This window comes from Candidatus Agathobaculum pullicola, from assembly GCF_052117205.1.
GTDB lineage: Bacteria > Bacillota > Clostridia > Oscillospirales > Butyricicoccaceae > Agathobaculum > Agathobaculum pullicola.
This window is the reverse complement of sequence record NZ_JBQKJP010000026.1, coordinates 1-25345: the sequence shown is the minus strand read 5'-3', so window position 1 is coordinate 25345 and position 25345 is coordinate 1. Positions and strand designations below refer to the sequence as shown.

The 25345-nt window shown below is 52.1% G+C and carries 28 protein-coding genes and 5 pseudogenes; 4 read left to right on the top strand and 29 right to left on the bottom strand.

Annotated elements, in window-relative coordinates:
• Positions 1 to 22: 22 nt before the first annotated feature.
• Positions 23 to 517, bottom strand: coding sequence for a recombinase family protein (locus tag ACTQ3V_RS09910; RefSeq protein WP_441467355.1), 495 nt, complete (start codon positions 515 to 517; stop codon positions 23 to 25).
• A 1-nt stretch (position 518) separates the two neighbouring features.
• Positions 519 to 722: a transposon-encoded TnpW family protein gene (locus ACTQ3V_RS09905; protein ID WP_002595096.1), complete on the bottom strand. Its 204-nt coding sequence runs from the start codon at positions 720 to 722 to the stop codon at positions 519 to 521.
• A gap of 260 nt (positions 723 to 982) precedes the next feature.
• Between ACTQ3V_RS09905 and ACTQ3V_RS09900 the strand changes: the two genes are divergently transcribed.
• From ACTQ3V_RS09900 to ACTQ3V_RS09890, 3 genes are read left to right on the top strand one after another with little or no spacing between them, the layout of a single operon-like run.
• Positions 983 to 1834: a sigma-70 family RNA polymerase sigma factor gene (locus tag ACTQ3V_RS09900; protein ID WP_441467354.1), complete on the top strand. Its 852-nt coding sequence runs from the start codon at positions 983 to 985 to the stop codon at positions 1832 to 1834.
• Between the two features lie 31 nt (positions 1835 to 1865).
• Complete coding sequence (locus ACTQ3V_RS09895; protein WP_441467353.1) at positions 1866 to 2786, top strand: DNA gyrase inhibitor YacG; 921 nt, start codon at positions 1866 to 1868, stop codon at positions 2784 to 2786.
• Positions 2783 to 3820: a virulence RhuM family protein gene (locus ACTQ3V_RS09890; protein ID WP_441467352.1), complete on the top strand. Its 1038-nt coding sequence runs from the start codon at positions 2783 to 2785 to the stop codon at positions 3818 to 3820. Before ACTQ3V_RS09895 ends, ACTQ3V_RS09890 begins: the two co-directional genes overlap by 4 nt.
• A gap of 65 nt (positions 3821 to 3885) precedes the next feature.
• Here the strand turns inward: ACTQ3V_RS09890 and ACTQ3V_RS09885 are convergent, their stop codons facing one another.
• The 4 genes and pseudogenes from ACTQ3V_RS09885 to ACTQ3V_RS09870 form a co-directional block, all read right to left on the bottom strand.
• Positions 3886 to 4161 (bottom strand): DUF6809 family protein, encoded by a 276-nt coding sequence (locus ACTQ3V_RS09885; RefSeq protein ID WP_441467351.1) that lies wholly within the window; start codon positions 4159 to 4161, stop codon positions 3886 to 3888.
• A 13-nt stretch (positions 4162 to 4174) separates the two neighbouring features.
• The gene (locus ACTQ3V_RS09880; protein ID WP_441467350.1) at positions 4175 to 4525 is read right to left on the bottom strand and encodes a TnpV protein; all 351 of its coding nucleotides are present in this window, start codon (positions 4523 to 4525) and stop codon (positions 4175 to 4177) included.
• A gap of 154 nt (positions 4526 to 4679) precedes the next feature.
• Positions 4680 to 5512: pseudogene (locus ACTQ3V_RS09875) on the bottom strand (type IV secretory system conjugative DNA transfer family protein); the annotation flags it as partial.
• An 85-nt stretch (positions 5513 to 5597) separates the two neighbouring features.
• Positions 5598 to 7499: an AAA family ATPase gene (locus ACTQ3V_RS09870; RefSeq protein ID WP_441467349.1), complete on the bottom strand. Its 1902-nt coding sequence runs from the start codon at positions 7497 to 7499 to the stop codon at positions 5598 to 5600.
• A gap of 82 nt (positions 7500 to 7581) precedes the next feature.
• Between ACTQ3V_RS09870 and ACTQ3V_RS09865 the strand changes: the two genes are divergently transcribed.
• Positions 7582 to 7836 (top strand): zinc-ribbon domain-containing protein, encoded by a 255-nt coding sequence (locus tag ACTQ3V_RS09865; RefSeq protein WP_441364575.1) that lies wholly within the window; start codon positions 7582 to 7584, stop codon positions 7834 to 7836.
• Between the two features lie 56 nt (positions 7837 to 7892).
• On the opposite strand, the gene mobQ (ACTQ3V_RS09860) is transcribed toward ACTQ3V_RS09865, so the two are convergent.
• The 23 genes and pseudogenes from mobQ (ACTQ3V_RS09860) to ACTQ3V_RS09750 all read right to left on the bottom strand — a co-directional run.
• Positions 7893 to 9362, bottom strand: a complete 1470-nt coding sequence (mobQ, locus tag ACTQ3V_RS09860; RefSeq protein ID WP_441364574.1) for a MobQ family relaxase — start codon at positions 9360 to 9362, stop codon at positions 7893 to 7895.
• Positions 9363 to 9635: 273 nt separating this feature from the next.
• Positions 9636 to 9929, bottom strand: a complete 294-nt coding sequence (locus ACTQ3V_RS09855) for a DUF3847 domain-containing protein (protein ID WP_112091127.1) — start codon at positions 9927 to 9929, stop codon at positions 9636 to 9638.
• Between the two features lie 132 nt (positions 9930 to 10061).
• Complete coding sequence (locus ACTQ3V_RS09850) at positions 10062 to 10598, bottom strand: DUF7010 family protein (RefSeq protein WP_441364573.1); 537 nt, start codon at positions 10596 to 10598, stop codon at positions 10062 to 10064.
• A 76-nt stretch (positions 10599 to 10674) separates the two neighbouring features.
• The gene (locus tag ACTQ3V_RS09845) at positions 10675 to 10971 is read right to left on the bottom strand and encodes a hypothetical protein (RefSeq protein WP_441364572.1); all 297 of its coding nucleotides are present in this window, start codon (positions 10969 to 10971) and stop codon (positions 10675 to 10677) included.
• Between the two features lie 133 nt (positions 10972 to 11104).
• On the bottom strand, positions 11105 to 11296 hold the full coding sequence (locus ACTQ3V_RS09840) for a transposon-encoded TnpW family protein (RefSeq protein ID WP_006060444.1): 192 nt from the start codon (positions 11294 to 11296) through the stop codon (positions 11105 to 11107).
• 79 nt (positions 11297 to 11375) lie between these two features.
• Positions 11376 to 13250: a recombinase family protein gene (locus ACTQ3V_RS09835; protein WP_441467369.1), complete on the bottom strand. Its 1875-nt coding sequence runs from the start codon at positions 13248 to 13250 to the stop codon at positions 11376 to 11378.
• A gap of 32 nt (positions 13251 to 13282) precedes the next feature.
• A pseudogene (locus ACTQ3V_RS09830) lies at positions 13283 to 13582 on the bottom strand (VirD4-like conjugal transfer protein, CD1115 family); the annotation flags it as partial.
• Complete coding sequence (locus ACTQ3V_RS09825) at positions 13579 to 14070, bottom strand: PcfB family protein (protein ID WP_441467348.1); 492 nt, start codon at positions 14068 to 14070, stop codon at positions 13579 to 13581. The gene ACTQ3V_RS09825 and the pseudogene ACTQ3V_RS09830, both read right to left, overlap by 4 nt.
• 156 nt (positions 14071 to 14226) lie before the next feature.
• Positions 14227 to 15849, bottom strand: a pseudogene (locus ACTQ3V_RS09820) (AAA family ATPase); the annotation flags it as partial.
• A 15-nt stretch (positions 15850 to 15864) separates the two neighbouring features.
• A complete protein-coding gene (gene mobQ, locus ACTQ3V_RS09815) occupies positions 15865 to 17373 on the bottom strand; it encodes a MobQ family relaxase (protein ID WP_038286028.1) in 1509 nt (502 codons plus the stop codon).
• Positions 17374 to 17604: 231 nt separating this feature from the next.
• Positions 17605 to 17901 (bottom strand): DUF3847 domain-containing protein, encoded by a 297-nt coding sequence (locus ACTQ3V_RS09810; protein WP_002592867.1) that lies wholly within the window; start codon positions 17899 to 17901, stop codon positions 17605 to 17607.
• A 131-nt stretch (positions 17902 to 18032) separates the two neighbouring features.
• A complete protein-coding gene (locus ACTQ3V_RS09805) occupies positions 18033 to 18866 on the bottom strand; it encodes a methyltransferase domain-containing protein (RefSeq protein ID WP_002584969.1) in 834 nt (277 codons plus the stop codon).
• A gap of 168 nt (positions 18867 to 19034) precedes the next feature.
• Positions 19035 to 19337 carry a hypothetical protein gene (locus tag ACTQ3V_RS09800; RefSeq protein ID WP_002584970.1) on the bottom strand — a complete coding sequence of 101 codons (303 nt, stop codon included), beginning with the start codon at positions 19335 to 19337 and terminating at the stop codon, positions 19035 to 19037.
• Between the two features lie 134 nt (positions 19338 to 19471).
• The gene (locus ACTQ3V_RS09795; RefSeq protein ID WP_002592869.1) at positions 19472 to 19663 is read right to left on the bottom strand and encodes a transposon-encoded TnpW family protein; all 192 of its coding nucleotides are present in this window, start codon (positions 19661 to 19663) and stop codon (positions 19472 to 19474) included.
• Between the two features lie 78 nt (positions 19664 to 19741).
• Positions 19742 to 21616 carry a recombinase family protein gene (locus ACTQ3V_RS09790; RefSeq protein WP_038286029.1) on the bottom strand — a complete coding sequence of 625 codons (1875 nt, stop codon included), beginning with the start codon at positions 21614 to 21616 and terminating at the stop codon, positions 19742 to 19744.
• A 31-nt stretch (positions 21617 to 21647) separates the two neighbouring features.
• Positions 21648 to 21950, bottom strand: a pseudogene (locus ACTQ3V_RS09785) (VirD4-like conjugal transfer protein, CD1115 family); the annotation flags it as partial.
• The gene (locus ACTQ3V_RS09780; RefSeq protein WP_441467347.1) at positions 21947 to 22447 is read right to left on the bottom strand and encodes a PcfB family protein; all 501 of its coding nucleotides are present in this window, start codon (positions 22445 to 22447) and stop codon (positions 21947 to 21949) included. The pseudogene ACTQ3V_RS09785 and the gene ACTQ3V_RS09780, both read right to left, overlap by 4 nt.
• Before the next feature lie 100 nt (positions 22448 to 22547).
• On the bottom strand, positions 22548 to 22859 hold the full coding sequence (locus ACTQ3V_RS09775) for a DUF5720 family protein (protein WP_441467346.1): 312 nt from the start codon (positions 22857 to 22859) through the stop codon (positions 22548 to 22550).
• Complete coding sequence (locus ACTQ3V_RS09770) at positions 22852 to 23214, bottom strand: DUF7768 domain-containing protein (protein WP_117484158.1); 363 nt, start codon at positions 23212 to 23214, stop codon at positions 22852 to 22854. The genes ACTQ3V_RS09775 and ACTQ3V_RS09770 overlap by 8 nt, the downstream gene beginning before the upstream one ends.
• Before the next feature lie 48 nt (positions 23215 to 23262).
• Complete coding sequence (locus ACTQ3V_RS09765; RefSeq protein WP_441467345.1) at positions 23263 to 24126, bottom strand: DUF6017 domain-containing protein; 864 nt, start codon at positions 24124 to 24126, stop codon at positions 23263 to 23265.
• A gap of 37 nt (positions 24127 to 24163) precedes the next feature.
• Positions 24164 to 24655, bottom strand: a complete 492-nt coding sequence (locus tag ACTQ3V_RS09760) for a hypothetical protein (RefSeq protein ID WP_441467344.1) — start codon at positions 24653 to 24655, stop codon at positions 24164 to 24166.
• Between the two features lie 50 nt (positions 24656 to 24705).
• On the bottom strand, positions 24706 to 24978 hold the full coding sequence (locus tag ACTQ3V_RS09755; protein ID WP_441467343.1) for a DUF5720 family protein: 273 nt from the start codon (positions 24976 to 24978) through the stop codon (positions 24706 to 24708).
• Positions 24979 to 24990: 12 nt separating this feature from the next.
• Positions 24991 to 25345 (bottom strand): annotated as a pseudogene (locus ACTQ3V_RS09750) (ParB/RepB/Spo0J family partition protein); the annotation flags it as partial.

Genomic DNA, 25345 nt, shown 5'->3' with positions numbered 1-25345 from the left:
GAAGGATATAGTGTTGTCCTCCTTAGTCGTTGTCGGCTTTTGCATTAAAGCCATTCTGTTTTGCGTATTCACTTGCTTTTCGTCGGCGTTCCTCGCTCATAGGAGGTTGCAGACGGATAAGAAAGGGCGCAAACTCGCCGCTGTCCTGTTCCTCGCTGTCAATGTTATTGGCGACAGCAACAAAATGAACCCCATTCTGTCGGAACATTACCTCGGTGTAAAAGCCGGTTTGCAGGTAGTTTCTGCCAATCCGACTTAGGTCCTTACACAGCAGGTGGGCCACCTTTCCCGCCTCGATGTCCGCCACAAGGCGCTTCCATGCGGGACGGTCAAAGTTGCCGCCGGACCACCCATCGTCTGTGTAGTGGACGATATTGGTGTAGCCCCGCTGTGCTGCATAGCTTTCGAGATAACGTTTCTGGTTCAGAATGGAGTTCGAGTCACCCGTGAGGTCATCGTCACGGGACAGGCGCTCATAGAGCGCAGTGATTTTTTCTTCCGTCTGTCTGTTTGCCATATCAGGCGCTCCTTTCAGACGGACGGCTCATTTGTGGCAGTTCCATTATACCACATTCCGGCTGGTTTGCCAGCCCGTCATTGCGGATCAGCCGCAGAATTTTATCTTCCATCGTTTCCTCGGCGGTTTCGCTGAGGTAGACACGAACTTTATAGGTGGTCTTGCCAATGTGCCGGGTCAGAAACACGGCGTTTTTATCTGCCATAGAACCTCTCTTTCTTGCGCTTTCGGCGCATCCGGTGTATACTGTTGTTATAGTTCCGTTGCCTGTAACCTGCGATTATGTTACTTCTTTTTTGCGTCAAGCCTGAACATGGCGAAAGCCCCCTTTCTCCTGCGTGAACGAGTCGTTGTAACCCAAGTAACTTGTTTTTAGATTACTCTTTCACTAATAGGAGAAATCCGGGGTGCAAAACGGAACCATTTTTGAAAAATCGCAAAATATTTTTTGAATGAGGTGAGGTCATGGCGTATCTGTCTGATGACGAGCTTCTGGATACCGAGGGTGGCTTCACCGGATGGGACGATGGGACAGGCACCGGTGCGGCAGAGGAAACGCCGGAACAGGCGCTTGCGGAAGAACGTCTGGCCGAGCTGGAAAATGAGCTGGAGCAGGACGAGCATCCCGTCGATTATGATGCCGAACTGGAAACCGAGGAAGAAGAAGCCGCCCCGGTCAGCGAAAAGCGACTGAAACGGGAGCTGCGGGCTGAGGCCATACGGCGGCTGGAGGAAGCGGCCCGCACCGAAAAGGACTTCCAGGTTGTCGTAGGGGAATGGGACAAGCTGGACCGGAACCGGGAGCGCCGGGAACGGGACCACGAAAACCTTCGTGGGGATGTGCCGCTGGAATATCAGGCGGTGCCGGAACCGAAACTCATTCCCCGCTGGATGAACAACCCCACATACCGGCAGCTGATGGCCGGGAACTTTCTGGACATCCTGTTTGACTGTCCCTATGAGATGCACAACCTGACCGCTGATCCCTTTATTTCCCGCATGGTGGAGGAACTGAGCGAAGAACGCAAGGAAGTTCTGTATTTCCTCTCTTTGCGTCTATACAGCTCTACCCGGCTTGCCGCTGTCCGTGGGCAGTCTGACCGCAATATCCGCAAGCTGCGGAAAACCATCCACAAAAAATTGCAGCGCCGGATGTATGACCATCTGTGTGGCAAGCAGGAGCATGGCGGCAGCTTGACCTTGCGGGAGCGCCAGTTTTTGGAGGAATACTCGAAAATTGCAAGGAAACAGGGCAAGGACGCCGTGATCCGGCGGGAGAACAAGACCAAGCGCAGAAAAAAGAAAAACCGCCCCTGATAATTGGGACGATTAAGGAGAAAGGGCGTGTATGATGAAAAATTTATTTGAACAGTCCCGTTCCCATTGGGTGCGGTACGATCATTACGAGCTGAAAACAGCGGAAGATGGCAAGCGGTATATCACCCCCGGCAAGAGCGCAAAGCCGGATGTCTACAATCCGCTGAAAGAGGTCCCCAACATTGTGCTGGATGCCCTGAATGTGGGGATGCTGATGATGGGACGCAAGCCGGAAGCAGAAGTGGAAAAGGCGGTGATGGAGTTTATCACCCGGTACGGCCTGCTGGGGCTGATGACCGCCCTGCCCACCACGCCGTCCTTTATGGATTATGAGGCGGTGTACCTTCCGAAAAACCACTTCATCAAGGAAGAATCCATGGCGACGGACCAATATCTGTCCCTGTTTTACCCCTTTGACCAGCTGGATTTGGTGAAGAACGGCATTGAATCCTCCTGGAATGTGTCCGGTGACCGGACGATGATTGCCCTGACCATGACCTTCATGGACGAGCCGATGGCGAAAAACATGAGCTTCCAGCGGGAATATGCGGAACCCTACGACTGGGTTGCCCAGCAGCTTAAGGACTGGGCCTTTACGCTGACCACGGCCATTTTGTACTACAATGACTATGATTCCATCGACGAGGACGCACGGGGGCTGTACCGCAAGGCCATGGCTGCGTTCGGTGGGATCGCCCCCAGCTACCACATCGAACTGCTGGATAAGCCCACTATTTATTGGGATTTTCACTCCCTGCTGCTGGGTATCCAGATGATGTTCAGCTTCATGCTGGTGGACGGTGACCAGCCCCTGCGCCTGTGCAAGCACTGCCAGAAGGTGTTCCTGGGCAGCCGGTCCAACGCCGCCTTTTGCAGCCCACGGTGCAAGAATCAGTACAATGTCTACAAGAGCCGGGGAAAGAACCGGACGGATGGAGGTGACGAAGAATGAGCGAGGAACAGGGGCTGACCCCGTATGAAACCAGAGAAATCCTCTTTTATAAGACCGAAAATGGAGAGGTGCGGGTGGAAATCCTGCTCTTTCAGGAAAACCTCTGGCTGACGCAGGCAAAAATGGCAGAGCTGTTCGAGGTGCAGAAAGCGGCCATTTCCAAGCATCTGAAAAACATTTTTGAATCCGGAGAACTGAGCGAGGATTCAGTTGTTTCCAAAATGGAAACAACTGCGGCGGACGGAAAACGGTATCAGACCAACTATTACAATCTGGACGCCATTATCGCTGTGGGGTATCGTGTGAACTCCAAGAAAGCGACCATGTTCCGCATTTGGGCGAACCGGGTGTTAAAAGAGTTCATCATCAAAGGTTATGTGATGGATGACGCACGGCTGCGGGAGCCGGAGAACTTTTTCGGCAAGGATTATTTCGAGGAACAGCTGGAACGTATCCGGGACATCCGAGCCAGCGAGAGAAGATTCTACCAGAAAATCACGGACATCTATTCCCAGTGCAGCGCCGACTACGATGTGGAAAGCCCCATCACAAAGGAGTTTTTCGCCATGGTGCAGAACAAGCTCCACTATGCGGTCACTCATCATACCGCCGCCGAGATCGTATATGGGCGTGCCGACAGCACCAAGCCCAATATGGGGCTGACCACATGGAAAAACGCCCCCAAAGGCCGCATCCGTAAATCGGATGTCACCGTCGCCAAAAACTATCTGAACGAAACGGAAATGCGAAACCTGAACGAGATCGTCACCATGTATCTGGACTATGCGGAACGGCAGGCCCGCCGGGGAAATGTCATGTATATGGCCGATTGGGTCAAACGGCTTGACGCATTTTTACAGTTCAACGAGGAAGATATTCTGCACGATAAAGGCAAGGTGACCGCTGCCATTGCCAAAGCCTTTGCCGAGAAAGAGTTTGAAAAGTTCCGGGTTTTGCAGGACAGAACCTATCAGAGCGACTTTGACCGGCTGGTTGCGGAAACTTCGGATGATCTGGATGATTTGACAGAATAACCATATACACAGAAAGCCCACGCCACCGGTCTCTTTCCGGCTGCGTGGGCTTTTTCGGCCATCGCTTATTTCTTGTTTTGCAGCTGTTCATGGGCTTCCTGCTGGACGATCAGCCCTGCCGAAAAGCCATACTTGAAATGGCTCTCACTTTCCTCGCATTGGGCGATAGCGTTCTGCGCCCGAAGTTCCTCCACCAGCGCATAGTCCTCTTTGCTGAGCCGCTGGGATAACTGCTCCATCAACGCTGCACAGGTTTGGACTGCCTTGCGGTATTCCGGGGATGTGGGAACAACGGTTTTACAGGGATAAAACTCTCCGTTATACATGGCTTCTAATATCATGGCGTTCCCTCCCTCAACAGTAGATCAGTTCAGCCAGGACGATTTCGTCGGCCCTGTTGTGGATGGAGTTCATGGAGCGCACCCATACCATCTGGTCGGCAGTTTTCAGGGTTTCCGTGACACCCTCTTGCTGCATCATGGCTTTTTCAATGATTTCCAGCCGCTCCCGGCAGGCGATGTCGATTTCCTCCAAGTGGGGAAACAACTTTTCAGTGACAATGAGATCGGTATACAGAATGGGCCGGTGTTCTTTTAAGTAGGCACGGCGCAACCGGCCATATTTCCCGATATGGTACTCTTTGGTGTCCGATAACACAAGGTCGGGAATGAGATAGTCGCCGCATTTGGTGTAAGTCAGTTCCATACAAGGCTCCTTTCGTGGGAATGTGGTTGACAGTTACGGTAGGTTTGAGGGCATCCCTCCTTTATCATAACTGTCTTTTCATTCGCCACAAATGAGCCGCCAGTCATGATGTAATGTTTTTTGGTGTAATCCACCCTCTATACATTACATCATGGTTCTGGATGCTGTTAGATTCGCCCTCAACATCATCGTCACGGCTTAAACGCTCGTAAAGGGCAGTAATCATTCTTGTGTCCATGTGGTTTCTCCTTTCTTTGTGGTATATGTTTTAGGAGACTTCCCAATCGACTGATTAAGAAGTCTCCTAAAGCATACAACACCAGCCGCCAGCTTGTATTTGCGGTATTGCTTAACCGCAAAGTGGTCAGGATCGCGGGCTTCCAGCTCATCGAACATGACATCCACTGGGTTCTTGAAGGTCTCATCGTCCTCTCTGGCTTCCGAGGCATTGATCATTTCGAGCAGGGTAGTAAAGTTTTTCTCGTGGTCGGGTGCCTCGTACCAGATGTAGCCGATGAGAGCTGTGTAGTAGAGCTTTTCCGCCTTCACCCAAAAATCTTCGCCGGACTTATCGCCATCTCCCTTCGTATTGACGATGATCGTATTGACCAGCTTGAGGATGTCCTTCTCGCTGCGGATGTACGCGAATGGGTTGTAGTGCATGGATTTCTTGAAATTGATGGTGTTCAGCGACTTGATGACGTAGCCGCCCTTTTCAAGCATTTTGCCGCACTCCACCAGCACCGTACCCTTCGGGTCAGTCACAACGTAGCTACTGTGCATCTGCATCAGATTTGGTTTCACAAAAAAGCGCGTCTTGCCTGAGCCGGAACCGCCGATGACAGGGATGTTCTTGTTGCGGGCGTATTTCGGCTGCTTTGGACGGCTGTTCATGGTCAGGAACTCCGTCTGCGTCAGAATGACGTTGTTCGAGAACTCCGGGTCCATGTACGGCTTGATGTCCTCCGGCTTACCCCATGAAGCGTTTTGTCAAGTGCTTTTTTGAGTTATTGACGCTAATTATCGTGAAAGTGCGAAAGTGCAAAGTGCAAAGGGTCTGCGTTTTGCACTTTCAGCTTGCGGGTTCGGGTGGCTGCTTCTTCTTGATGAAGTTGTACCATTGACCGCCGACACGCCTTGCGCCTAAAATGCCGCCCATGTTGCGCTTGGCGTTCTGTACTGTCCTCTCGGATATTCCGGCTTCGGCTGCGGCCTTTACAATGTCCTCGCTGGCAAGCTCTTTCCCGTCTGCAAGCAGGTCAAGTATCAGCTTCTCGGCTTGTTCGGTCTTGGTGGCGGTGTTCCCACCCGCGCCGGACAGCAGCTCGTCGGCGGTGATGTCGTATTCGCCTATCCATGAAAAGCCCGTTTCCGGGTCAAGGCAAAAGGCAACGGGCTTGCCCTCCGGCGCAAGGGAAGATTTGTCATGGACGATAACGCGCACATTCGGCTCCCGCTTCACGCGCCCGATCAGCAGGACGCTCCTTGCTGCGGCGCGGAAGTCGATAGAACCTAAGCCCCGGTATGCGCTCTGCCCTCCGGCAGCTTTGTTGAGATGTCCGATAAGGATAACGGCGCACCCGGTACGCTCGGCAACATCGGCAAGGCGGCGGAACATGGGGCGCACTTCGTTTGCCCTGTTCATATCGGTCTTTTCGCCCATGTACGCCTGTATGGGGTCAAGGATAATCAACCGCGCCCCGTTCTGCGTGATTGCCTTTTCAATACGCTCGTCGGAGAGGGTAAGCTCCCGCTTGGCTTCATCAATGACAAGCACGCGGTCAAGGTCGGCTTCGGCTTCTATCAAGCGGGGCTTGACGGTATCGCCCAGCCCGTCCTCGGCGGTCTGGTAAATCACTTGGAATGGCGGCAAGGGCTTCATTCCCGGCAGCGTTCCCCCAGTGGTGCAGGCGGCGGCAAGGCGTAGGGCAAAGGTGGTCTTGCCCTCGCCGGGGTTGCCTTGCACAATGGTTACTTTCCCAAAGGGGATATACGGCTCCCATAGCCATTCAACGGTCTGCGTGTCAACCTCGCTCATGCGGATAATCTCGACGGTTTCTTCCTGCGGCGGCTCTTTCAAGCCATAAATTGCTTCCCGCAAATACTTCCCGTCTGTGATTTCTGCCCGGTGCTGCAACACCTCGTTCCAATCCTTGAAAAGAGGGATAAGGCGGTGGGCGGTCAAGCCCTCCGGCATGAGTTTCACAAGGCGGCTGCAAGCGTCGTTTCCGGCTTGGTCGCTGTCAAGGCAGAGATAAACCGTCGTGATGTTCGGGCGGTCAGAGAGGAAGCGCAAAAGGGCTTTCTCGCCCACACCGCCCAACGCCAGATAGCTTTGCTTCTGCCAGTCCTTTTTGAACAGACAGAGGAAAGATAAAAGGTCAATGGGGGCTTCAAAGACAAACAATCTTTCGCCCTCGCCGCGATAGCAGAAATTAAAGGCTTTGTCGCTGCCTTTCACATCAAGCCGGAAGCTCCCGGCTGTGCCGCGCTGGTGGGCATATCGCGGTATGCCGTTTTCATCTCTGCCGACAAATACGGCGTTGTGGTGGGCGGCTTCTTCGTAAATATCCCCGGTGGAAAAGAAAAAGCCCGTCACATCTTCATCAATGCGGCGGGCGGCTGTGAGGTAGTTCCTCGCTGTTCGGTTGTCGGGGCTGCGGGGCGGTAGCCGGAAGTCGGAGAGGGGCGCGGAGCTTGGTCTATCCGGCGGCGGTGCGGCTCCCTTTTCTCCTGTGAGAAGTTCCACGGCTTCGGTAAAGCTCTTGCCGAAAAATTCCATGACAAAATCAACGGGGCCGCCGCCCTTGCTCTGGCTGTGGCGATACCACTTGTTGCCCCGGACGGTCAAGCTGTCGTGCCGTTTCCATCGGTATTCCTGTCCGGCTCGTTCCAGCGGTTCCCCCTGCGATTGCAGGAACAAAACAAGGTCGGCTTGGTTCGCCCGGTCTATCTGTTCTTGGGTGTAGTACATGACTGATACCTCGCTTTCTATGATTGAATTGTTCATAGTTTCCGAGTAAAATAAATATAAAGGATTTGTGGAGGGCGGTTGCATGAAGAAAGTATTGTGTGCGATATGGGTCATCGCAGTTATTGTGTTTTTCGTTGATTGGGGAATTGTGGGGCTATCACTGTTAGATGGCAATTACGAAATCAAAGCAGGAATTTATGTTGGGCTTGTTTGTTTTATTATCATATTAGCCGGTTCAATTTACAGACTGTTTAATAACAGATGTCCTCATTGTGGAAAAGCAATACTAACAAACGGAAAATATTGCCCCCATTGCGGGGAAGAAATCAAAAAATGACTTTAAGCAGACAATAAGCTGGACGGACAAGCCGGACAGCTTGCCCGTCCTTTTCTTTATCGCTCCTGTTCCTGCCGCTTGGTGCGGTTCTGTGTCTGCTCCGGCTGGTCGGCACGGAGTGCAATATCCACGCATTTGCGGATTTTTTGAAGCTCGGCAACCTCGGCGCGGGTATCTTTCAGTTTGGTATAATCGCTGTCCCTCTGTGTTTTGATGGCGGTATATTCTTTCTCCCACGCGGAGATCGGCAGGGTTTTCACGCCCTCCGGCAAATGGGCATGGAGATAGCGGTTTGCCGCGTCCCATAGGGTAAGCTCGGCGCGGCGGGCTTCCGCAAACTTCTCCTGTTTTCCTTTCCAGCGGATTTGTCGGTACTCGTCCTGTATGGGCTTGTAGGTTTGATAATTTCTGCCGTACTCAATAAGCTTTTGCAGTTCTTTCATGCGCTGCTCGGCGGTTTTCATTCCCTCCCGGATTGAATAGGCTTTATCGCTGACAGAGGAAAGAGAAGCGTCCAGCTCGTCAAGATTAGAGATGCCATGCTCGGAGAGATAGTTGACCGCTGCCGCTATGGTTTTCAATTCATCGGTTGCGTGTTGGTGCTGCCAACTCTGCGAATACTTCTGGCTCTTTTCTCTCTGAACGCTCAAATACTTCATCAGCAGATTTGCAAGGTTGGGAGATTGCGGCGGCTGTTCTGGAGCGGTTTCCCGCGCTTTGAACAGGTCGGCAATCCATTCCTTGAGCTTGCCAATCTGCGCCCAGATTTCCCGGATAAGGCGGTTTGCCTTTTGGATACTGCGGTTCAGTTCGCCTTTCTCGGTGGCGATACCTTTCTTCTCCATCTGGCAAGCCGCCACGCCCATGTGGACGGTGGGCAGCTCGTCAATTCCTCTCTCGGCGTTGCTGCGGTGGTCGATACGCTCCGGGCTTCCGTTTCTCTCCAAAAAGTCGTTGGTATAGTCAGCCCATGCCTTGCGCCACAAGAGGGTGTTGTCCTTGTCGTTCCAGCCTGTAAGGTCAATTTTGTGCGTCTTGTATCTGCCGCTTGGCAAGCGGATACGCTCGCCGTTTTCATCAAGGTCATATTCCTTTTTGGATTTCGCTGTCCACGCGCCGCGCTCGTCAAGGGGGCGCATAGTCAGCATGATATGACAATGGGGGTTGCCGCTGTCGGTGTCATGGATAGCAAAATCCACACACATTCCTCTGGAAACAAATTGAGAGGAACAGTATTCCCGGACAAGCCGGATCTGTTCCTCTCTGGATAATTCTATGGGGAGTGCCGCGTCAATCTCTCTGGCAAGCTGGGCGTTCCCGGCTTTCTCGTAAAGCTCCACGCTGTTCCACAAGGTTGAACGGTCAGAGAATGAGGGTGGCGCATGGGGCGGCAGTAGGATTTCCGTATGGACAACGCCGCGCTTGCGGGTGTAGTCATGGGTCATTCCGTCCCACTCGTTTGTGATTTTCTCGCCGCTTCGATAGGCGGCTGCGGCAACGGCTGACTTGCCTTTTCCTCGGCTCACAATGCCGATGTTACAATGGTAAATGGCTATGGGTATCACCTCCCGGATAGGATAACAAAACCCGCAAAAATGGTACAGACGCCAACGGCGGGTGTACTGTTTTTGTGGGTGTGCAGGGATAGCCGCGAAGCGGCGCAAGGGGTGCAGCCCCTTGTTGCGGCAAAGCCGCCATATCGTAGCGCGGGGAAATCTCCCTGTGCGGAGATAAAGCCCTCGGCAGAGCGCACACGCCCGTTAGGGTGTATAAGTGCGCCCTTATTTCCTAAGGGATTTTCAGCTTGTCGCTCCCTCGGCTCGTTTTTTCAGATATTCCCGCGCTGGTTCACTCGTCAAGGCAAGCCGGAGAAGTGCTGTGGCTTCCTCGTCGGTCATGTTCTTTGCTTCCGGCACAATGCTTTCAAAGACTGCGCCCCGGACAATAAGGCGGTGGCTGCGCGTTCTGCGTTCCTCTTTGGATAGCTTCTGACGCAACATCTTTTCTCGGTTCTCAAACTGCCGAATTTTCTTCTTTCCGTCCTCAATCTCGGCTTGCAGTTCTTCGCGGGTTTTCTCTCTTGGCTTTGTCATGGTTGGTCGCTCCTTTCTAATCATAGGCAAACGAAAAGAGCAGCCGTTTTCTTGTGTGAAAATAGCTGCTCTCAGTTGGTGTATTCTGTTATTGAGTAGGCGTTATCTGCCCGATAAACTGGAAGTTGATGTTTACTTGTTAGTGAATCTGCCCAACTCTGCAAACAAAGCAGCAGCAAATATACATTCAACCAAGATAAGCGTGAGTGCAATAAAAAGTGCAGAAAAAATACACCCTATAACAAGTGATAAAACAGGGATGATAATTGCGAATATCCGATAGCTTATCGACTTATATAACCACGAATATGGCAATAAATGTGCACCAAATACCATTGCATAGACCATTACCATTTTATCGGGTACAGCATTAAATACCCACATTACAATCAATAAATACAAAAACTGATTACAGGTAAATAGAAATCCTACATTACCGAGCGGATTGCTTTTATCAAAGATATCAACCTTTAATATTTTACCAATCGCCCAAGAAATCGGTAATAACGGGCATGAGCAACAAAGCACAAGCAAATTCTCTGTATTTTGTGGCAAGTCCAACAATATTACAATTAGTATCAATAACCATATAATTATAGAGGCACATATAAACGGCAATCCTTTTTTCTGCTTAATTGCTATATTACTTCTTAATTCATCCAAGCACATCTTCTTTCCTCCAAACACCGATTTGTCGCTCCGTTGCTTGGCTAAAGTATAGCACAAAACTGTGAACAAATCTACCTCATTTCAACCTGTCAGCGGCATTATTTTCTCTGGCATACCTTCGCGCTGCTTCCCGCCGTTTCTCGCTGTATGGGGCGGTCAGACGGAAGGAGAAACGCCCCTTGCGGATCACAAACTCCATGCAGCCCGTGTCCGGGTCTGCGTCGGTCTGGCAGCACTGGTCGGGGTGCTGTCCGGCGTAGGCGGCAAGCCGCTTCTTTAAGTCGGTGTTGTGGGTGCGGATATGGATTAGCGGGTCTTTCTCATCAAACCAAATATCGGTGGTCTTTTCCTGCTTCGTAAGCCCTGTTCTCATAAACTCTCCTTTCTGCGCCCCTGTTACGCAATAGGGGCATTTTTCGGGTGTTTTTCCCGGCTCTTGACTTGGGGAAAATGAGGATTTTCAAATAGAAACCGCCCGGACGGGGAGTGTATCGTCGGGGCGGCTGTTATCGCAAGATTTCTGTTTTTTCCGGCTCTTGACCGTCAGACGCGGATAAACGCGAACTGTCGGCAAGCACCAGTTTGAGCAGCTTGTCGCGGAATGTTTCTGTGCTGCTGTGATTGAAAAACAACTCCGCAACAATGGTCTGCCCGTTCCTCTGGGTCGTGATGATACTGTCGGGGGTCTGTTCTGCCATAGGCGGCTCCTTTCTTTGGGCGCAAAAGAGGGATTTCCCGTAGTTCGGAAAATCCCTCTTGGTTGACGGTTATTCTGTTTTACTGTGCGGGCTGTGCGGCGGCTGCCTGCGCCTTTCGCCTTGCCCGGTATTCCCGCGCTTTCATGCGGTCATACTCCCGTTGCTTTTCAAGATTTCTCGCCCGGTATTCCCTTGAATAGTTGCGGTGGTAGGCGCGGCTCTTTTCCTTTTTGGCTTCTTCGATTTCCTCCCGCATTTGCCGGATTTCCTGCTCGGTCGGCTCTGCAAGCTGTGTTACTTCGTTCTCGAACCTGCCGATATAGTTGAAATATATGCTGATGTGCTGGATTGCGTATCTCGCCCTTTTCTGGTCGCGCTCATGCACTTCAATCCGGCTGATAAACTCGTTGAGAATGGCGGGGGTGAGGTCGGTAAAGGCGGCATGGCGTTCCGTCAGCTTCAAAAACTTCTGCGCCCGTCCTCCCGCGTTCTCATAAGCGGATAGCTGCTCTTGGAGCGTGGCAAGCTCCGCTTTCAGCGCGTAGTATTCTTCTGAATACTTCTGCGACATCTGCTCATAGCGGTCTTGCGGGATCGTGCCGAGGGCGTTGTCCTCATAGAGCTTATTCAGCACCTTGTCAATCTGTTCAAGGCGCGTCGTGATTTGCGGGATACGCTTCTGCTGCTTTTTGGTCTGGTCGGTCTGCTGCATGGCAAGGTTCTTTTTCACTAATGCTTCAAACTCCGCCCGATTGCTGATAGAATAGTCCTCGATTTTCTTCAGCACTTCCGCGATGGTCTGCATGAGCAAGTCCGCGTCCATGATGTGCGGTGAATGGCATTTGGGGTTCTTGGCTTTTCCCTTGTGGTACTCGCTGCAAAAAGCAACGTGCCGCTTGCCGCCGTTCCGGTAATCTATACGAATGTGCATTTTTGCGCCGCAGTCCTTACAGAAAAGTAAGCCTGATAAAGGGTGGATTTCCCCGTCCCCGTTGGGGCGTCTGACGGGTGCGTTTTCCAAAATCCGCTGTACGGTTTCAAAATCGCTGCGGCTGATAATCGGCTCATGCACATTTTCTGTGATGTGCCACTGGCTCCGGTCTACATAGTGGTTATGTTTATCCCGGAAATGCTTTGTAGTCTTGAAGTTGACCACATCGCCGCAATACTCCTGCCGTGTGAGGATATTGGTCAAGGTGGCTTTGTTCCACTTGCAGCGGTTATCCTCGTTGAGCGTCTTATTTTTACAGGTTCCCCGCCCTCGGTCTTTCATATAGAAAGTGGGGGTTGGGATTTGCTCCTGTGTCAGATATACGGCGATTTGGTTGCGGTTTTTCCCGCCGATAAACAGACGGAAAATCAAACGGACAACCTCGGCGGCTTCTTCGTCGATTATCCAAAAATCCTTGTTGTACGGGTCTTTGACATAGCCGTAAGGGGCTTCGGTGACAATCGGCTTTCCACTCATGCCCTTGGTCTTAATGCCCGTTTTCACTTTCTTGCTGATGTCCTTTGCATACCACTCCGACATGATATTGATAAAGGGCGCAAACTCCAATGTGTCGGGCTTCTCGCTGTCAATGCCGTTGTTGACCGCGATAAAGCGCACGTTGTTCCGTCTGAATATCTCCATAGCGTTGCCGACTTGGAGATAGTCACGCCCCCAGCGGGTAAGGTCTTTCATAATGCAGACACCGATTTTCCCGTTTTCCACATCGTCCATCATGCGGGAGTAGGCGGAACGGTCAAAAAACCTGCCGCTTTCGTCATCGTCGATGTAGTGCCGGATATTGGTTAGGTGCTGCCCTCTGGCATAGTTCTCCAAAAATATTTTTTGGTTCTGTATGCTGTTGCTCTCGCCGCCGTCCCTGTCCTCGTCGCCTACGGAAAGGCGGGAGTAAAGGGCTGTAATTTTGCTATAATCAGTCATGTGCATAACCTCCTGTGCGTCCATGTATGTGTCATTTACACTTAAAATTATGCACTCCATCGTGCAGATCCGTATTCTTCGCCCTGCCGGAACTTTTTGCGGTTCTTGCCTTTGACGTAGACCGCCAGCTTGAGCAACGCGCCGGCAATCAGACCGATGAGCAGATCGATGGGATGAAAGCTGGGAAGCGGGTTTGCAAAGGCAGTGCCGAATACAGCAAAGCCGTTTGTCAGCTTGTCGATGAACTCCGTGCCGGGAGCGAGACGAAACACGGCAGCAATCTTATCCGCAAAGTAGAAGGCGAAAACATACGGAAGGTTCAGAAGAATGAGCTTCTTCACATCGGGTTTGCTCACAGCTCCACACCCCGATCCTTGGTTTTGACCTTGACCTTCTCCTTGTGCTGCGCCTTGCTCTGGGCTTTCTCCTGATCCAGCTTATGCCGGATGGACGGCTGTTCCTTCTGCTTGACCGTCTTGGCGGAAAACTCCTTGAAGGCGGCGGTCATGACATCAACGTCCCGTCCCTTGAAGAAGACAAGATAGCTGGGCGGTTCAACGGAAATGTCCTTCTTGAGCGCAAAGTCCAGACCGTATTTATTGGCTGTTCGTTCAAAGGACTTGATGTTGCCGTCTGTCACTTCGATGTTGGAGATGGCGGCGTTCTGGCTCATCAGATGCTTGATGGACTGCTTGCCGCGATAGTTTTTTGGCTGCTGCATCTGCTTCTGCGCCTTCTCAATCTCCTGCACGAACTTGTCCAGTGCCTTTTTCAGCACCTCGGCTGAGATTTTTCCGCCCTTGATCATGATTGCAACAACTTTGGTGTTGACTTCATCCTGCATTGCGGCGTTTACCTCCTTTCGTTGGAATGATTATGGGGACTGCTGCCGAAGCTAAGGCGGCACAATCCGACGATAGATGGTTTTCATTTACGCTGTCCTCCTTTCCGAGCATTGCTCACGATGGTATTCATTAAAGAGTGTCTTCACAAAGGCTATAATCCATGAAAAGCCTGTTTCCGGGTCAAGGCAAAAGGCAACGGGCTTGCCCTCCGGCGCCAGGGAAGATTTGTCATGGACGATAACACGCACATTCGGCTCCCGCTTCACGCGCCCGATCAGCAGGACGCTCCTTGCTGCGGCGCGGAAGTCGATAGAACCTAAGCCCCGGTATGCGCTCTGCCCTCCGGCAGCTTTGTTCAAGTGTCCGATAAGGATAACGGCGCACCCGGTACGCTCGGCAACATCGGCAAGACGGCGGAACATGGGGCGCACTTCGTTTGCCCGGTTCATGTCGGTCTTTTCGCCCATGTACGCCTGTATTGGGTCAAGGATAATCAACCGCGCCCCGTTCTGCGTGATTGCCTTTTCTATGCGCTCGTCGGAGAGGGTAAGCTCCCGCTTGGCTTCATCAATCACAAGCACGCGGTCAAGGTCGGCTTCGGCTTCTATCAAGCGGGGCTTGACGGTATCGCCCAGCCCGTCCTCGGCGGTCTGGTAAATCACTTGGAATGGCGGCAGGGGCTTCATTCCCGGCAGCGTTCCCCCGGTGGTGCAGGCAGCGGCAAGGCGTAGGGCAAAGGTGGTCTTGCCCTCGCCGGGGTTGCCTTGCACAATGGTTACTTTCCCGAAAGGGATATACGGCTCCCATAGCCATTCAACGGTCTGCGTGTCAACCTCGCTCATGCGGATAATCTCGACGGTTTCTTCCTGCGGCGGCTCTTTCAGGCCGTAAACTGCTTCCTGGATATACTTCCCGTCTGTGATTTCTGCCCGGTGCTGCAATACCTCGTTCCAGTCCTTAAACAGCGGCACAAGGCGGTGGACGGTCAAGCCCTCCGGCACAAGCTCCGCAAGGCGGCTACAAGCGTCGTTTCCGGCTTGGTCGCTGTCAAGGCAGAGGTAAACGGTCTTGATGTTCGGACGGTCAGAAAGGAAACGCAATAGGGCTTTTTCTCCCACGCCGCCCAATGACAAATAGCTCTGCTTCTGCCATTCCTTTTTGAACAGGCAGAGGAAAGAGAGCAGGTCAACGGGGGCTTCAAAGGCAAAAAGCCTGTCGCCCTCGCCCCGGTAACAGAAATTAAAGGCTTTGTCGCTGCCTTTCACATCGAGCCGGAAGTTTCCCGCCGTTCCCTTGCTGTGGGCGTAGCGCGGTATTCCGTCCTCGTCCCGCCCCACAAATACGGCGTTGTGGTGGGCTGCGTCCTCGTAAATATCGCCGCGGGCAAAGAAAAAGCCCGTCACATCTTCATCAATGCGGCGGGCTGCTGTGAGGTAGTTCCTCGCTGTTCGGTTGTCGCTGTTTGGGGGTGGTAGCCGGAAGTCGGAAAGGGACGCGGGGCAAGGTCTGTCCGGCGGCGGTGCGGCTCCCTTTTCTCCTGTGAGAAGTTCCACGGCTTCGGTGAAGCTCTTGCCGAAAAACTCTATAACAAAATCAACGGGGCCGCCGCCCTTGCTCTGGCTGTGCCTGTACCATTTGTTTCCCCGGACGGTCAAGCTGTCGTGCCGTTTCCAGCGGTATTCATTCCCGGCGCGGGTAAGCTGCTCGCCCTGTGATTGCAGGAAAGAAACAAGGTCGGCTTGATTCGCCCGGTCTATCTGTTCTTGGGTGTAGTACAAAAATCTCAACTCCATTCATCGTTCTAAGTCGTGCCGCTTGGCGCGGGTCTGCTCCGGCTGGTCGGCTTTCAGTGCAATATCAACGCACTTGCGGATATTGTGCAGCTCGGCAACCTCGGCGCGGGTTTCTTTCAGCTTGGTATATTCCGCTGTTCTCTGCCCGCTGAGAGTGGCGTACTCTTTTTCCCATTCAGAGATAGGCAAGGTCTTTGTCCCTTTCGGCAGATTTGCATGGAGATAGCGGCTCGCTGCGTTCCATAGCGTAAGCTCGGCGCGGTGGGCTTCCTCGTACTTGTCACGCTTGCTCGTCCAGCCATTTTTCAGCTTTTTCAGCTCGTCGTGAATGGGCTTGTACTCGGTGTAGTTCTTCCCGTATTCAATCAATTTCTGCAATTCTTTCATGCGCTTCTCGGCGGTTTTCATGCCCTCCCGGATAGCGTCGGCTTGGTCGCTGACAGAGGAAAGGGCAGCGTCCAGCTCCGCAAGGGTAGAAATACCATGCTCGGAAAGATAGTTGACCGCCTTTGCAACGGTTTTCAGTTCATCGGCGGCGTGCTGCCTTTGCCAACTCTGCGAATACTTCCGGCTCTTTTCTCTCTGAACGCTTAAATACTTCATCAGCAGATTTGCAAGGCCGGGGGATTGCGGGGGCTGCTCCGGGGCGGTTTCCCGCGCCTTGAACAGTTCGCCAATCCATTCTTTGAGCTTTCCAATCTGCGCCCTGATTTCCCGGATAAGGCGGTTTGCCTTTCGGATATTCCGGTTCAGCTCGCCTTTCTCGGTGGCTATGCCTTTCTTCTCCATTTGACAGGCCGCTACGCCCATGTGGACGGTGGGCAGCTCGTCAATGCCGCGCTCGGCGTTGCTGCGGTAGTCGATACGCTCCGGGTGTCCGGCGCGTTCAAGGTAGGCGTTTGAAATATCCGCCCATGCCTTGCGCCATAAAAGCGCGTTGCCCTTGTCGTTCCAGCCTGTGAGGTCAACTTTGTGTGTCTTGTATCTGCCGCTTGGTAAGCGTATGCGCTCGCCGTTCTCGTCAAGGTCATATTCCTTTTTGGACTTCGCCGCCCATGCGCCGCGCTCGTCAAGGGGGCGCATGGTAAGCATGATATGACAATGGGGGTTGCCGCTGTCGGTGTCGTGAATGGCAAAATCAACGCACATTCCTCTTGAAACAAATTGAGAGGAACAGTATTCACGGACAAGCCGGATCTGTTCCTCTCTGGATAATTCTATGGGGAGTGCTGCGTCAATCTCTCTGGCAAGCTGGGCGTTCCCGGCTTTCTCGTAAAGCTCCACGCTGTTCCACAAGGTTGAACGGTCAGAGAAAGAGGGCGGGGCATGGGGCGGCAGTAGGATTTCCGTATGGACAACGCCGCGCTTGCGGGTGTAGTCATGGGTCATTCCGTCCCACTCGTTTGTGATTTTCTCGCCGCTTCGATAGGCGGCTGCGGCAACGGCTGACTTGCCTTTTCCTCGGCTCACAATGCCGATGTTACAATGGTAAATGGCTATGGGTATCACCTCCCGGATAGGATAACCAAACCCGCAAAAATGGTACAGACGCCAACGGCGGGTGTACTGTTTTTGTGGGTGTGCAGGGATAGCCGCGTAAGCGGCGCAAGGGGTGCAGCCCCTTGTTGCGGCAAAGCCGCCATATCGGAGCGCGGGGAAAGTTCCCTGTGCGGAGATACGCCCTCGGCAGAGCGCACACGCCCGCAAGGGTGTATAAGTGCGCCCTTTGTTCCAAAGGGATTATTCGCTTTTCCCGCCCTCGGTGCGTTTTTTCAGATAAGCCCGCGCTTCCTCGCTCGTCAGGGCAAGCCGGAGAAAGGCGGCGGCTTCCTCATCGGTCATGGTCTTGGCTTCCGGCACAATGCTCTCAAAGACTGCGCCTCGGACGACCAGCCGGTGGCTGCGCGTCCGGCGTTCCTCTTGGGATAACTTTTGCCGCAACACCTTTTCCCGATTTTCAAGCTGCCGGATTTTCTTCTTCCCGTCCTCAATCTCGGCTTGCAATTCCTCGCGTTTTTTTTCTCTCGGTTTCGTCATGGGTGGTCACTCCTTTCTACCTGTCGGCATAGAAAAAGGACAGTCGATTTCCTCGGCTGTCCTTTTGATTAGGGTGTTTGGTTTACTCCGTTCTGCTCAATAAATGGGAATATTAAATATCAATACGCCCTTTAATACATTCCTATTAAAACATCAGCTTCGATTGTCAAATGTGTGAGAGTACGCCAATCAACGCAATCTTTTTCAACGCAAAAGAGAAGCGGCGTCATTTCAATAAACGACATTCTTTGTTCTGATGACAACTGTACGGTGGCTGAAACCGTTTCTCTTGAAATGGTTTTAAGATATTTCTCAAAATATTCAACGACAGACTCATTTGAATAATCTGGATTTTTCAAGTGTGCTTGCACTTTAGTCCTGATTTCCCTCAAATGATTTTTCGTAGGAATTACTTTCACAACATATCCGTTAGGAGATAGCAATCGCTGAAATTCTTTGTAGTGTGCAGGCGAAAATATGTCTAAAATACAATCCATACTTCCGTCTTTCAAAGGGATTTTTGATAAGTCAGTAACAAACCACTTCACTGCTTTGCGCTTGTCTTTTTTTGATGCAATCTGTATTGCCTCCCTTGACAAGTCAAAGGCAAAGATGTTTCGTTCTGTTCTTTGCTGTATCTGCCTTGCATAGAAACCCTCGCCGCAACCAACATCTAAAATGTTTCTTATAGATGGCGTATCAGAAATAAACTGTATGATTTTCTCCAACACAACATCATACATGCCATACTCCAAAATTTGGTGCCGGTTGTCAAAAGACCGCTTGCTGTAGTTGGTTTTGGGCGATGATTTTAACAACAAATTTACATACCCATATCTTGAAATATCAAAGCAATGTCCATGTCTACAAATTAGGCTATTGCCTTGTATATCCATTGATTTTGTGCAAATTGGGCATTGAAAATAAACCTTGCTGTCTGCAAAGCGTGATAAATTATTATTCATTTGTTTTTCCTCCGTAATTACATCTCTGCTTCAATAAGCGAGTTATGCAATACGGATAACCGCAACATAACTCGCGGTTTTATCTTAATCTCATAAATGTAACCATTGTGTTGTCCTCCAATCAATTCCGCAGTATTACTCTGCTTTTAGAAAAAGTATAGCACAAAACTATGAACATTTCAACTCTATTTCAGCCTGTCGGCGACGTTGCTCTCTCTGGCATACCGCCCGCCGTTCCTCGCTGTATGGGGCGGTCAGACGGAAAGAGAAGCGGCCTTTCTCAATGTCAAACTCCATGCAGCCCGTTTCCGGGTCTGCGTCAGTCTGCTGGCAGATCGCCGGATAACGGCGGCTGTATGCAAGCAGACGCTTTTTCAAGGCGGTGTTGTGGGTGCGGATATGGATAAGGGGGTCTTTCTCGTCAAACCAAATATCGGTGGTCTTTTCCTGCTTGGTAAGCCCTGTTCTCATGCAAACTCCTTTCTGTGCCCCTGTTACGCAATAGGGGCATTTTTCGGGTGTTTTCTCCGGCTCTTGACTTGGAGAAAACGGCGTTTTTGACGATAAAAACCGCCCGGACGTGGAATGTATCGTCGGGGCGGCTGTTATCGCAAGATTTCCGATTTTTCCGGCTCTTGACCGTCAGACGCAGATAAACACGAACTGTCGGCAAGTATCGTCTTGAGCAGCTTGTCGCGGAATGTTTCTGTGCTGCTGTGATTGAAAAATAACTCCGCAACAATAGTCTGCCCGTTTCTCTGCGTCGTGATGATACTGTCGGGGGTCTGTTCTGCCATAGGCAGCTCCTTTCTCCGGGCACAAAAGAGGGACTTCCCGTAGCCGGAAAATCCCTCTTGGTTGTCGGTTATTCTGTTTTACTGTGCGGGCTGTGCGGCGGCGGTCTGCGCCTTTCTCCTTGCCCGGTATTCCCGCGCCTTGATACGCTCATACTCCCGCTGCTTTTCAAGGTTTCGCGCCCGGTACTCCCTTGAATACTTCCGGTGGTAGGCGCGGCTCTTTTCCTTTTTGGCTTCTTCGATTTCTTCCCGCATTTGCCGGATTTCCTGCTCTGTCGGCTCTGCAAGCTGCGTTACTTCGTTCTCAAATCTGCCGATATAGTTGAAATATATGCTGATGTGCTGGATTGCGTATCTCGCCCTTTTCTGGTCGCGCTCATGCACTTCAATCCTGCTGATAAACTCGTTGAGAATGGCGGGGGTGAGGTCAGTAAAGGCGGCATGGCGTTCCGTCAGCTTCAAAAACTTCTGCGCCCGTCCTCCCGCGTTCTCATAAGCGGATAGCTGCTCTTGGAGTATGGAAAGCTCCGTTTTCAATGCGTAGTATTCTTCTGAATACTTCTGCGACATTTGCTCGTAGCGGTCTTGCGGGATAGTGCCGAGGGCGTTGTCCTCATAGAGCTTGTTCAGCACCTTGTCGATCTGTTCAAGGCGCGTCGTGATTTGTGGGATACGCTTCTGCTGCTTTTTGGTCTGGTCGGTCTGCTGCATGGCAAGGTTCTTTTTCACTAAGGCTTCAAACTCCGCCCGGTTGCTGATAGAATAGTCCTCGATTTTCTTCAGCACTTCCGCGACGGTCTGCATGAGCAAGTCCGCGTCAATGATGTGCGGGGAATGGCATTTGGGGTTTTTGGCTTTTCCCTTGTGGTACTCGCTGCAATAGGCAACGTGCCGCTTGCCGCCGTTTCTGTAATCTATGCGGATGTGCATTTTTGCGCCGCAATCCTTACAGAAAAGCAAGCCCGACAAAGGGTGGATTTCCCCGTCCCCGTTGGGGCGTCTGACGGGCGCGTTTTCCAAAATCCGCTGTGCGGTTTCAAAGTCGGCGCGGTCAATAATCGGCTCATGCACATTTTCGGTTATCTGCCATTGGCTCCGGTCTACATAGTGGTTCCGCTTGTCCCGGAAATGCTTTGTAGTCTTGAAGTTGACTACATCGCCGCAATACTCCTGCCGTGTAAGGATATGGGTCAAAGTGGCTTTGTTCCACTTGTAACGGTTATCCTCATTGAGCGCCCTGTTTTTGCACGTTCCCCGCCCGCGCTCTTTCATGTAGAATGTGGGCGTTGGGATTTGCGCCTGCGTCAGATATACGGCGATTTGGTTGCGGTTTTTCCCGTCCAGAAACAGGCGAAAAATCAAACGGACAACTCCGGCGGCTTCCTCGTCGATTATCCAAAAATCCTTGTTGTCCGGGGATTTGACATAGCCATAGAGAGCTTCGGTGGCAATCGGCTTTCCACTCATGCCCTTCGTCTTAATGCCGGTCTTTACTTTCTTGCTGATGTCCTTTGCGTACCACTCCGACATGATGTTGATAAAGGGCGCAAACTCCAATGTGTCGGGCTTCTCGCTGTCTATCCCGTTGTTGACCGCGATAAAGCGCACATTGTTCCGTCTGAATATCTCCATAGCGTTGCCGACTTGGAGATAGTCGCGCCCCCAGCGGGTCATGTCTTTCATAATACACACGCCGATTTTACCGTTTTCTACGTCCTCTATCATGCGGGAGTAGGCGGAGCGGTCGAAAAATCTGCCGCTTTCATCGTCGTCAATGTAGTGCCGGATATTCGTCAATTTTAGCTGTCTGGCGTAGCTTTCCAAAAACTTCTTCTGGTTCTGTATGGAGTTGCTTTCGCCGCCGTCCCTGTCCTCGTCGCCTACGGAAAGGCGGGAGTAAAGGGCTGTGATTTTGTTGTAATCATTCATGTGCATATCCTCCTGTGCGTCCATGTAGAGTTCTTTACACTTAAGATTATGCACTCCATCGTGCGGACCCGTACTCCATGCCGTGGCGATACTTCTTGGCGTTCTTGCTTTTGAGATAGACCGCCAGCCGCAGGCCAGCGCCGCAGCACAGCCCCACCAGCAGGTCCAGGGGGTGCAGGCTGGGCCACCAGCTGGCCAGCGCCACCGGCAGGGTGGAGAAGAACGAGAGCATTTTTGCCGAAGCGTCCGCACCCACAGCCATCCGCCACGCCTCCCCGAAGTTGGTGGCGAACAGCCCCATCAGGATATATGGCAGGTTCAGCAAAAGGAGCTTTTTGATGTCAAGCTGCTTTTTCATCGTTCCAGCTCCTTTCGCTTGTTCCGATCCACGACGGCGTGTTTCACCAACGCCTTGAACTGGCTCAGCTTTGCCAGCACGGACGGGCGCTCGGATTTCTCCGCCTTCCTGACCTTTTTGCCGGTGTACTCGGTAAAGGCGGCAGTCAGGGCATCCGCGTCCCGGCCCTTGAAAAAGATCAGGTATTTGGGCGGGGAGCTACTGCGGTCCTTCTTCACCGCATAGTCAACGCCGTATTTCCGGGCGATCTTTTCAAACTCCTTGATGGAGGGGTCGGTGATCTCGATGTTGGAAACGCCCTGATTCTGGCCGATCAGCTGCTTCACTGTCTGCTTGCCGTGGGGAATCACGGGCGCATCCCGGCTTTTCTGCTTTTGCAGCTTCTTTTCCTTGCGGTGGGCAAGGTACTTGGTGATGGCGGCTTTCAGCAGCCGCCCGGTGAACTTTGTTCCGCTGACTACCAGCGTCAAAGTCCTGTTTTCCACTTCCTCCTGCATTTTTCTCGCCTCCTATCCACGGATTTTGCAGGGGTGGCGCTTGATACTAAGGCGGGACCACCAGCCGCCGCAGCAGGTATTTCAGCATGGCAGGCTCCTTTCAGCGAAGCTGGCCGGGGTGGTCATAGTACAGGTGGCCCTGGCGCACCTTGGCATGGCTGAGAATCTTGATGTGGCCCTTTTCCTGGTTCTCCAGGCTTTTCTGGTATCCGGCCTCCGTCAGAAACAGGCGGGTCCGTTCGCCTTTCCAGCCAACCGGGGAATCGTGGGTCAGCACATCGAAGATAATCATGTGCCGGGTGTCCTCGGCAAACCGCTCCAAATCCATGTACTCATGGCCGTGATAGTTCTGTGCCCCGGCTTTGAGGCGCATTTCCTCCATCAGCTGGCCCACGGTCTTACGCTCAGGCATGGCGCGCACCTCCTTTCCCGCGCCCCTGCCCCTTCACGGTCAGGATACCGTCCAGGGTGGTAGCGGTGATCCGCAGGCGCTCGGCGGTGGCGATGTCATTCTTCACGGTCTCGTCGATACCGTGGCCGCAGACCACCAGCACATGGGATCGGCGCAGGTAGTCCCGCGCCATATCCAGCCCGTCCTTGTGTTCCTGGGGGATCTCGTCCTTGAGGAAGGAGGGCAGGAACAGCACCGGGCAGATGGGCGAATACCCGGCGTCGTACACCTGACGGCAGTAGGCTGCAGCGTTCTCGGCGTTCTCATACTGGCTGTTGCTCCAGGGAGCCGTAATGTAAGCAAGGGGGCGTTTCATGGCAAAATCCTTTCTCCCGGTGCGTCCGGGCAGCAGAAAAGCGGCTGTTTACCAGCCGCCTGCGTACATATCGTGGTTGACCTGTGCGGTGTAGTGGTTGCTGATCGTGGTCGGCGCATTGAACAGCACCGCAAGCAGATACTGCTTCATGTTGCGGATTTCGGTGGTATTGTTCCGCAGGCACTCCATGACAAACTCGATGTGGGAGCAGTCCAGCTTCAAAAACCGGGAGCGGACCACCTCATGGGGAAAGTCGCTGCCAGCGATCCGGGTGGTTTTCCGCTTGGCGCAGACGGTCTCCACCATCAGCTCCACAATCTCGTCCAGGTCCTCCCGGTAGGTGGTAAACTCCCGGCACAGGTGGTCATACTCGATGTTCTCCAGAATCAAATCCCGATAACTTTCCATCTCCGAGACAGACATCGCATCCCTTCCTTTCCGTTCCGGCAGCTGTGCTGCCGCTGGCTCCCGGAAGGGAATAGAATCGGTACTTGCTCTATGAGTATTTTGTTTTTGGGTACTTGATTTCTTAGTATTTAATTGTGTCGGATTTTCCGGCAACGGTTTCTTCGTTATCGGTTTTTCCGTTGTCGGATTTTCCGATGACGGAACATCTGTAATGGGGCGCTCATAGATGCTGTATTCATTGGCCCCAAATTTTCCGGTGGCATCTATAGTCTGCCTGCGTCGGATATACCCCGCACGTTCCAGTTCGTTGATTGCAGAACGAATGGCGTCTTTGCTTTCCCGGTTGATAAAACAAAGACCAGATAAGGTGTAGTCCCAATCGTCCGGCAAAGACAGCATCTGAGAAAGCAGTCCTTTCGCTTTCAACGACAACCGTTTATCTTTCAGATGGAAGTTACTCATGACGGTGTAATCACCTGTGCGTTCCACACGAAAAACAGCCATGCTATATCACCTGCCTTGCCGTTCGTATTTAATCGTGTTACAGGTCATAAAATACATCATCCTCTGAAACACCTCTGACCGTTTTGTCGAGATCGGCAATCAATGCATCTAACTGCGAACTGACTTCACTACATTCCCAATTGACCCCTTTATAGAGGCGACACTCTGTAACATACTCATTGCCATCCAAGGCGAGATAAAAATCAGCGGTGATAAGAAATCCTGCATCATGTAATAGCCAAAGATTTATCGTTTGAGCATCAATTGGGCTACCGGAACCATTTTCAGAATATAGAAGCGTTACCCACTTCTTGAAAAGCTCTGATTCACAATACTCCATGCACTGCTCTCTGTTTTTTTCAGTGCGAAAAGAGTATATGGTCTCGGAGTTTTCCCAGATGATACGAATAAGAGACCGCGGATCAACTTCTTCCAAAAGGTTTTCCAGTTCGACTTGCTGGTTGTAAGTCGATTCAGTAGTTATAAAGATATCCTTCAGTGTGTTTTCCAAATCTTCAACTGCGTGCATATATATCCCCCCAATCTCGCAATGGTCTATTTCTTCCAACATACAACATATCAAGGGTGATGCTTTCTTTTAGGCTTGAAGTCGAGGACATGGCCCTCGATCACATGGGCATACCGCTTGATTTTGATTTCCCGGCGCTGCTGACTCAGGAGAGCGGCCTGATACCCGTCCTCTGTGAGAAACAGCCGCATTTCATCACCGGGGCTACCGTAAGAACTGGGACGCTGAACGGAAAACTCGATCATCCAGCGGGTGTTGTCCTGAAAACGCTCCACGGCGAGAATGTTGTGTCCTTTCAGCTCACGGGCTGAAAAATCCCTCATAGGCGGCTCCTTTCATCGTTCCTGGTCTCTCTGGCGCTTTTTCTGCCATGCCTCCAGCAGCTTGATGATAGTTTCCTGCATCCGCTGGGGCGTATAGCTTTTGGGGAAATACTTCCGCAGGGTGTCGGAGGTGAAAGTCACTTTGTCGAGATCACTTTTCTTTTCCTCACCCATGATGACGCGCATCATATCAAGGGTCAGATGTCCCTCCTGGCTGTATTTCTTGAGCCGCTGGGCCTGGGATAGAGAGGGGGTAGCCTGTTCGCTGTCCATCGCGTCCAGCAAGTCCCGCTGTTCCTCTTTTTTGAGGAAAGACAGCTCATAAGCCGGGTTGAGGGCGATTTTCTTTTCATCTACCATATCCAGC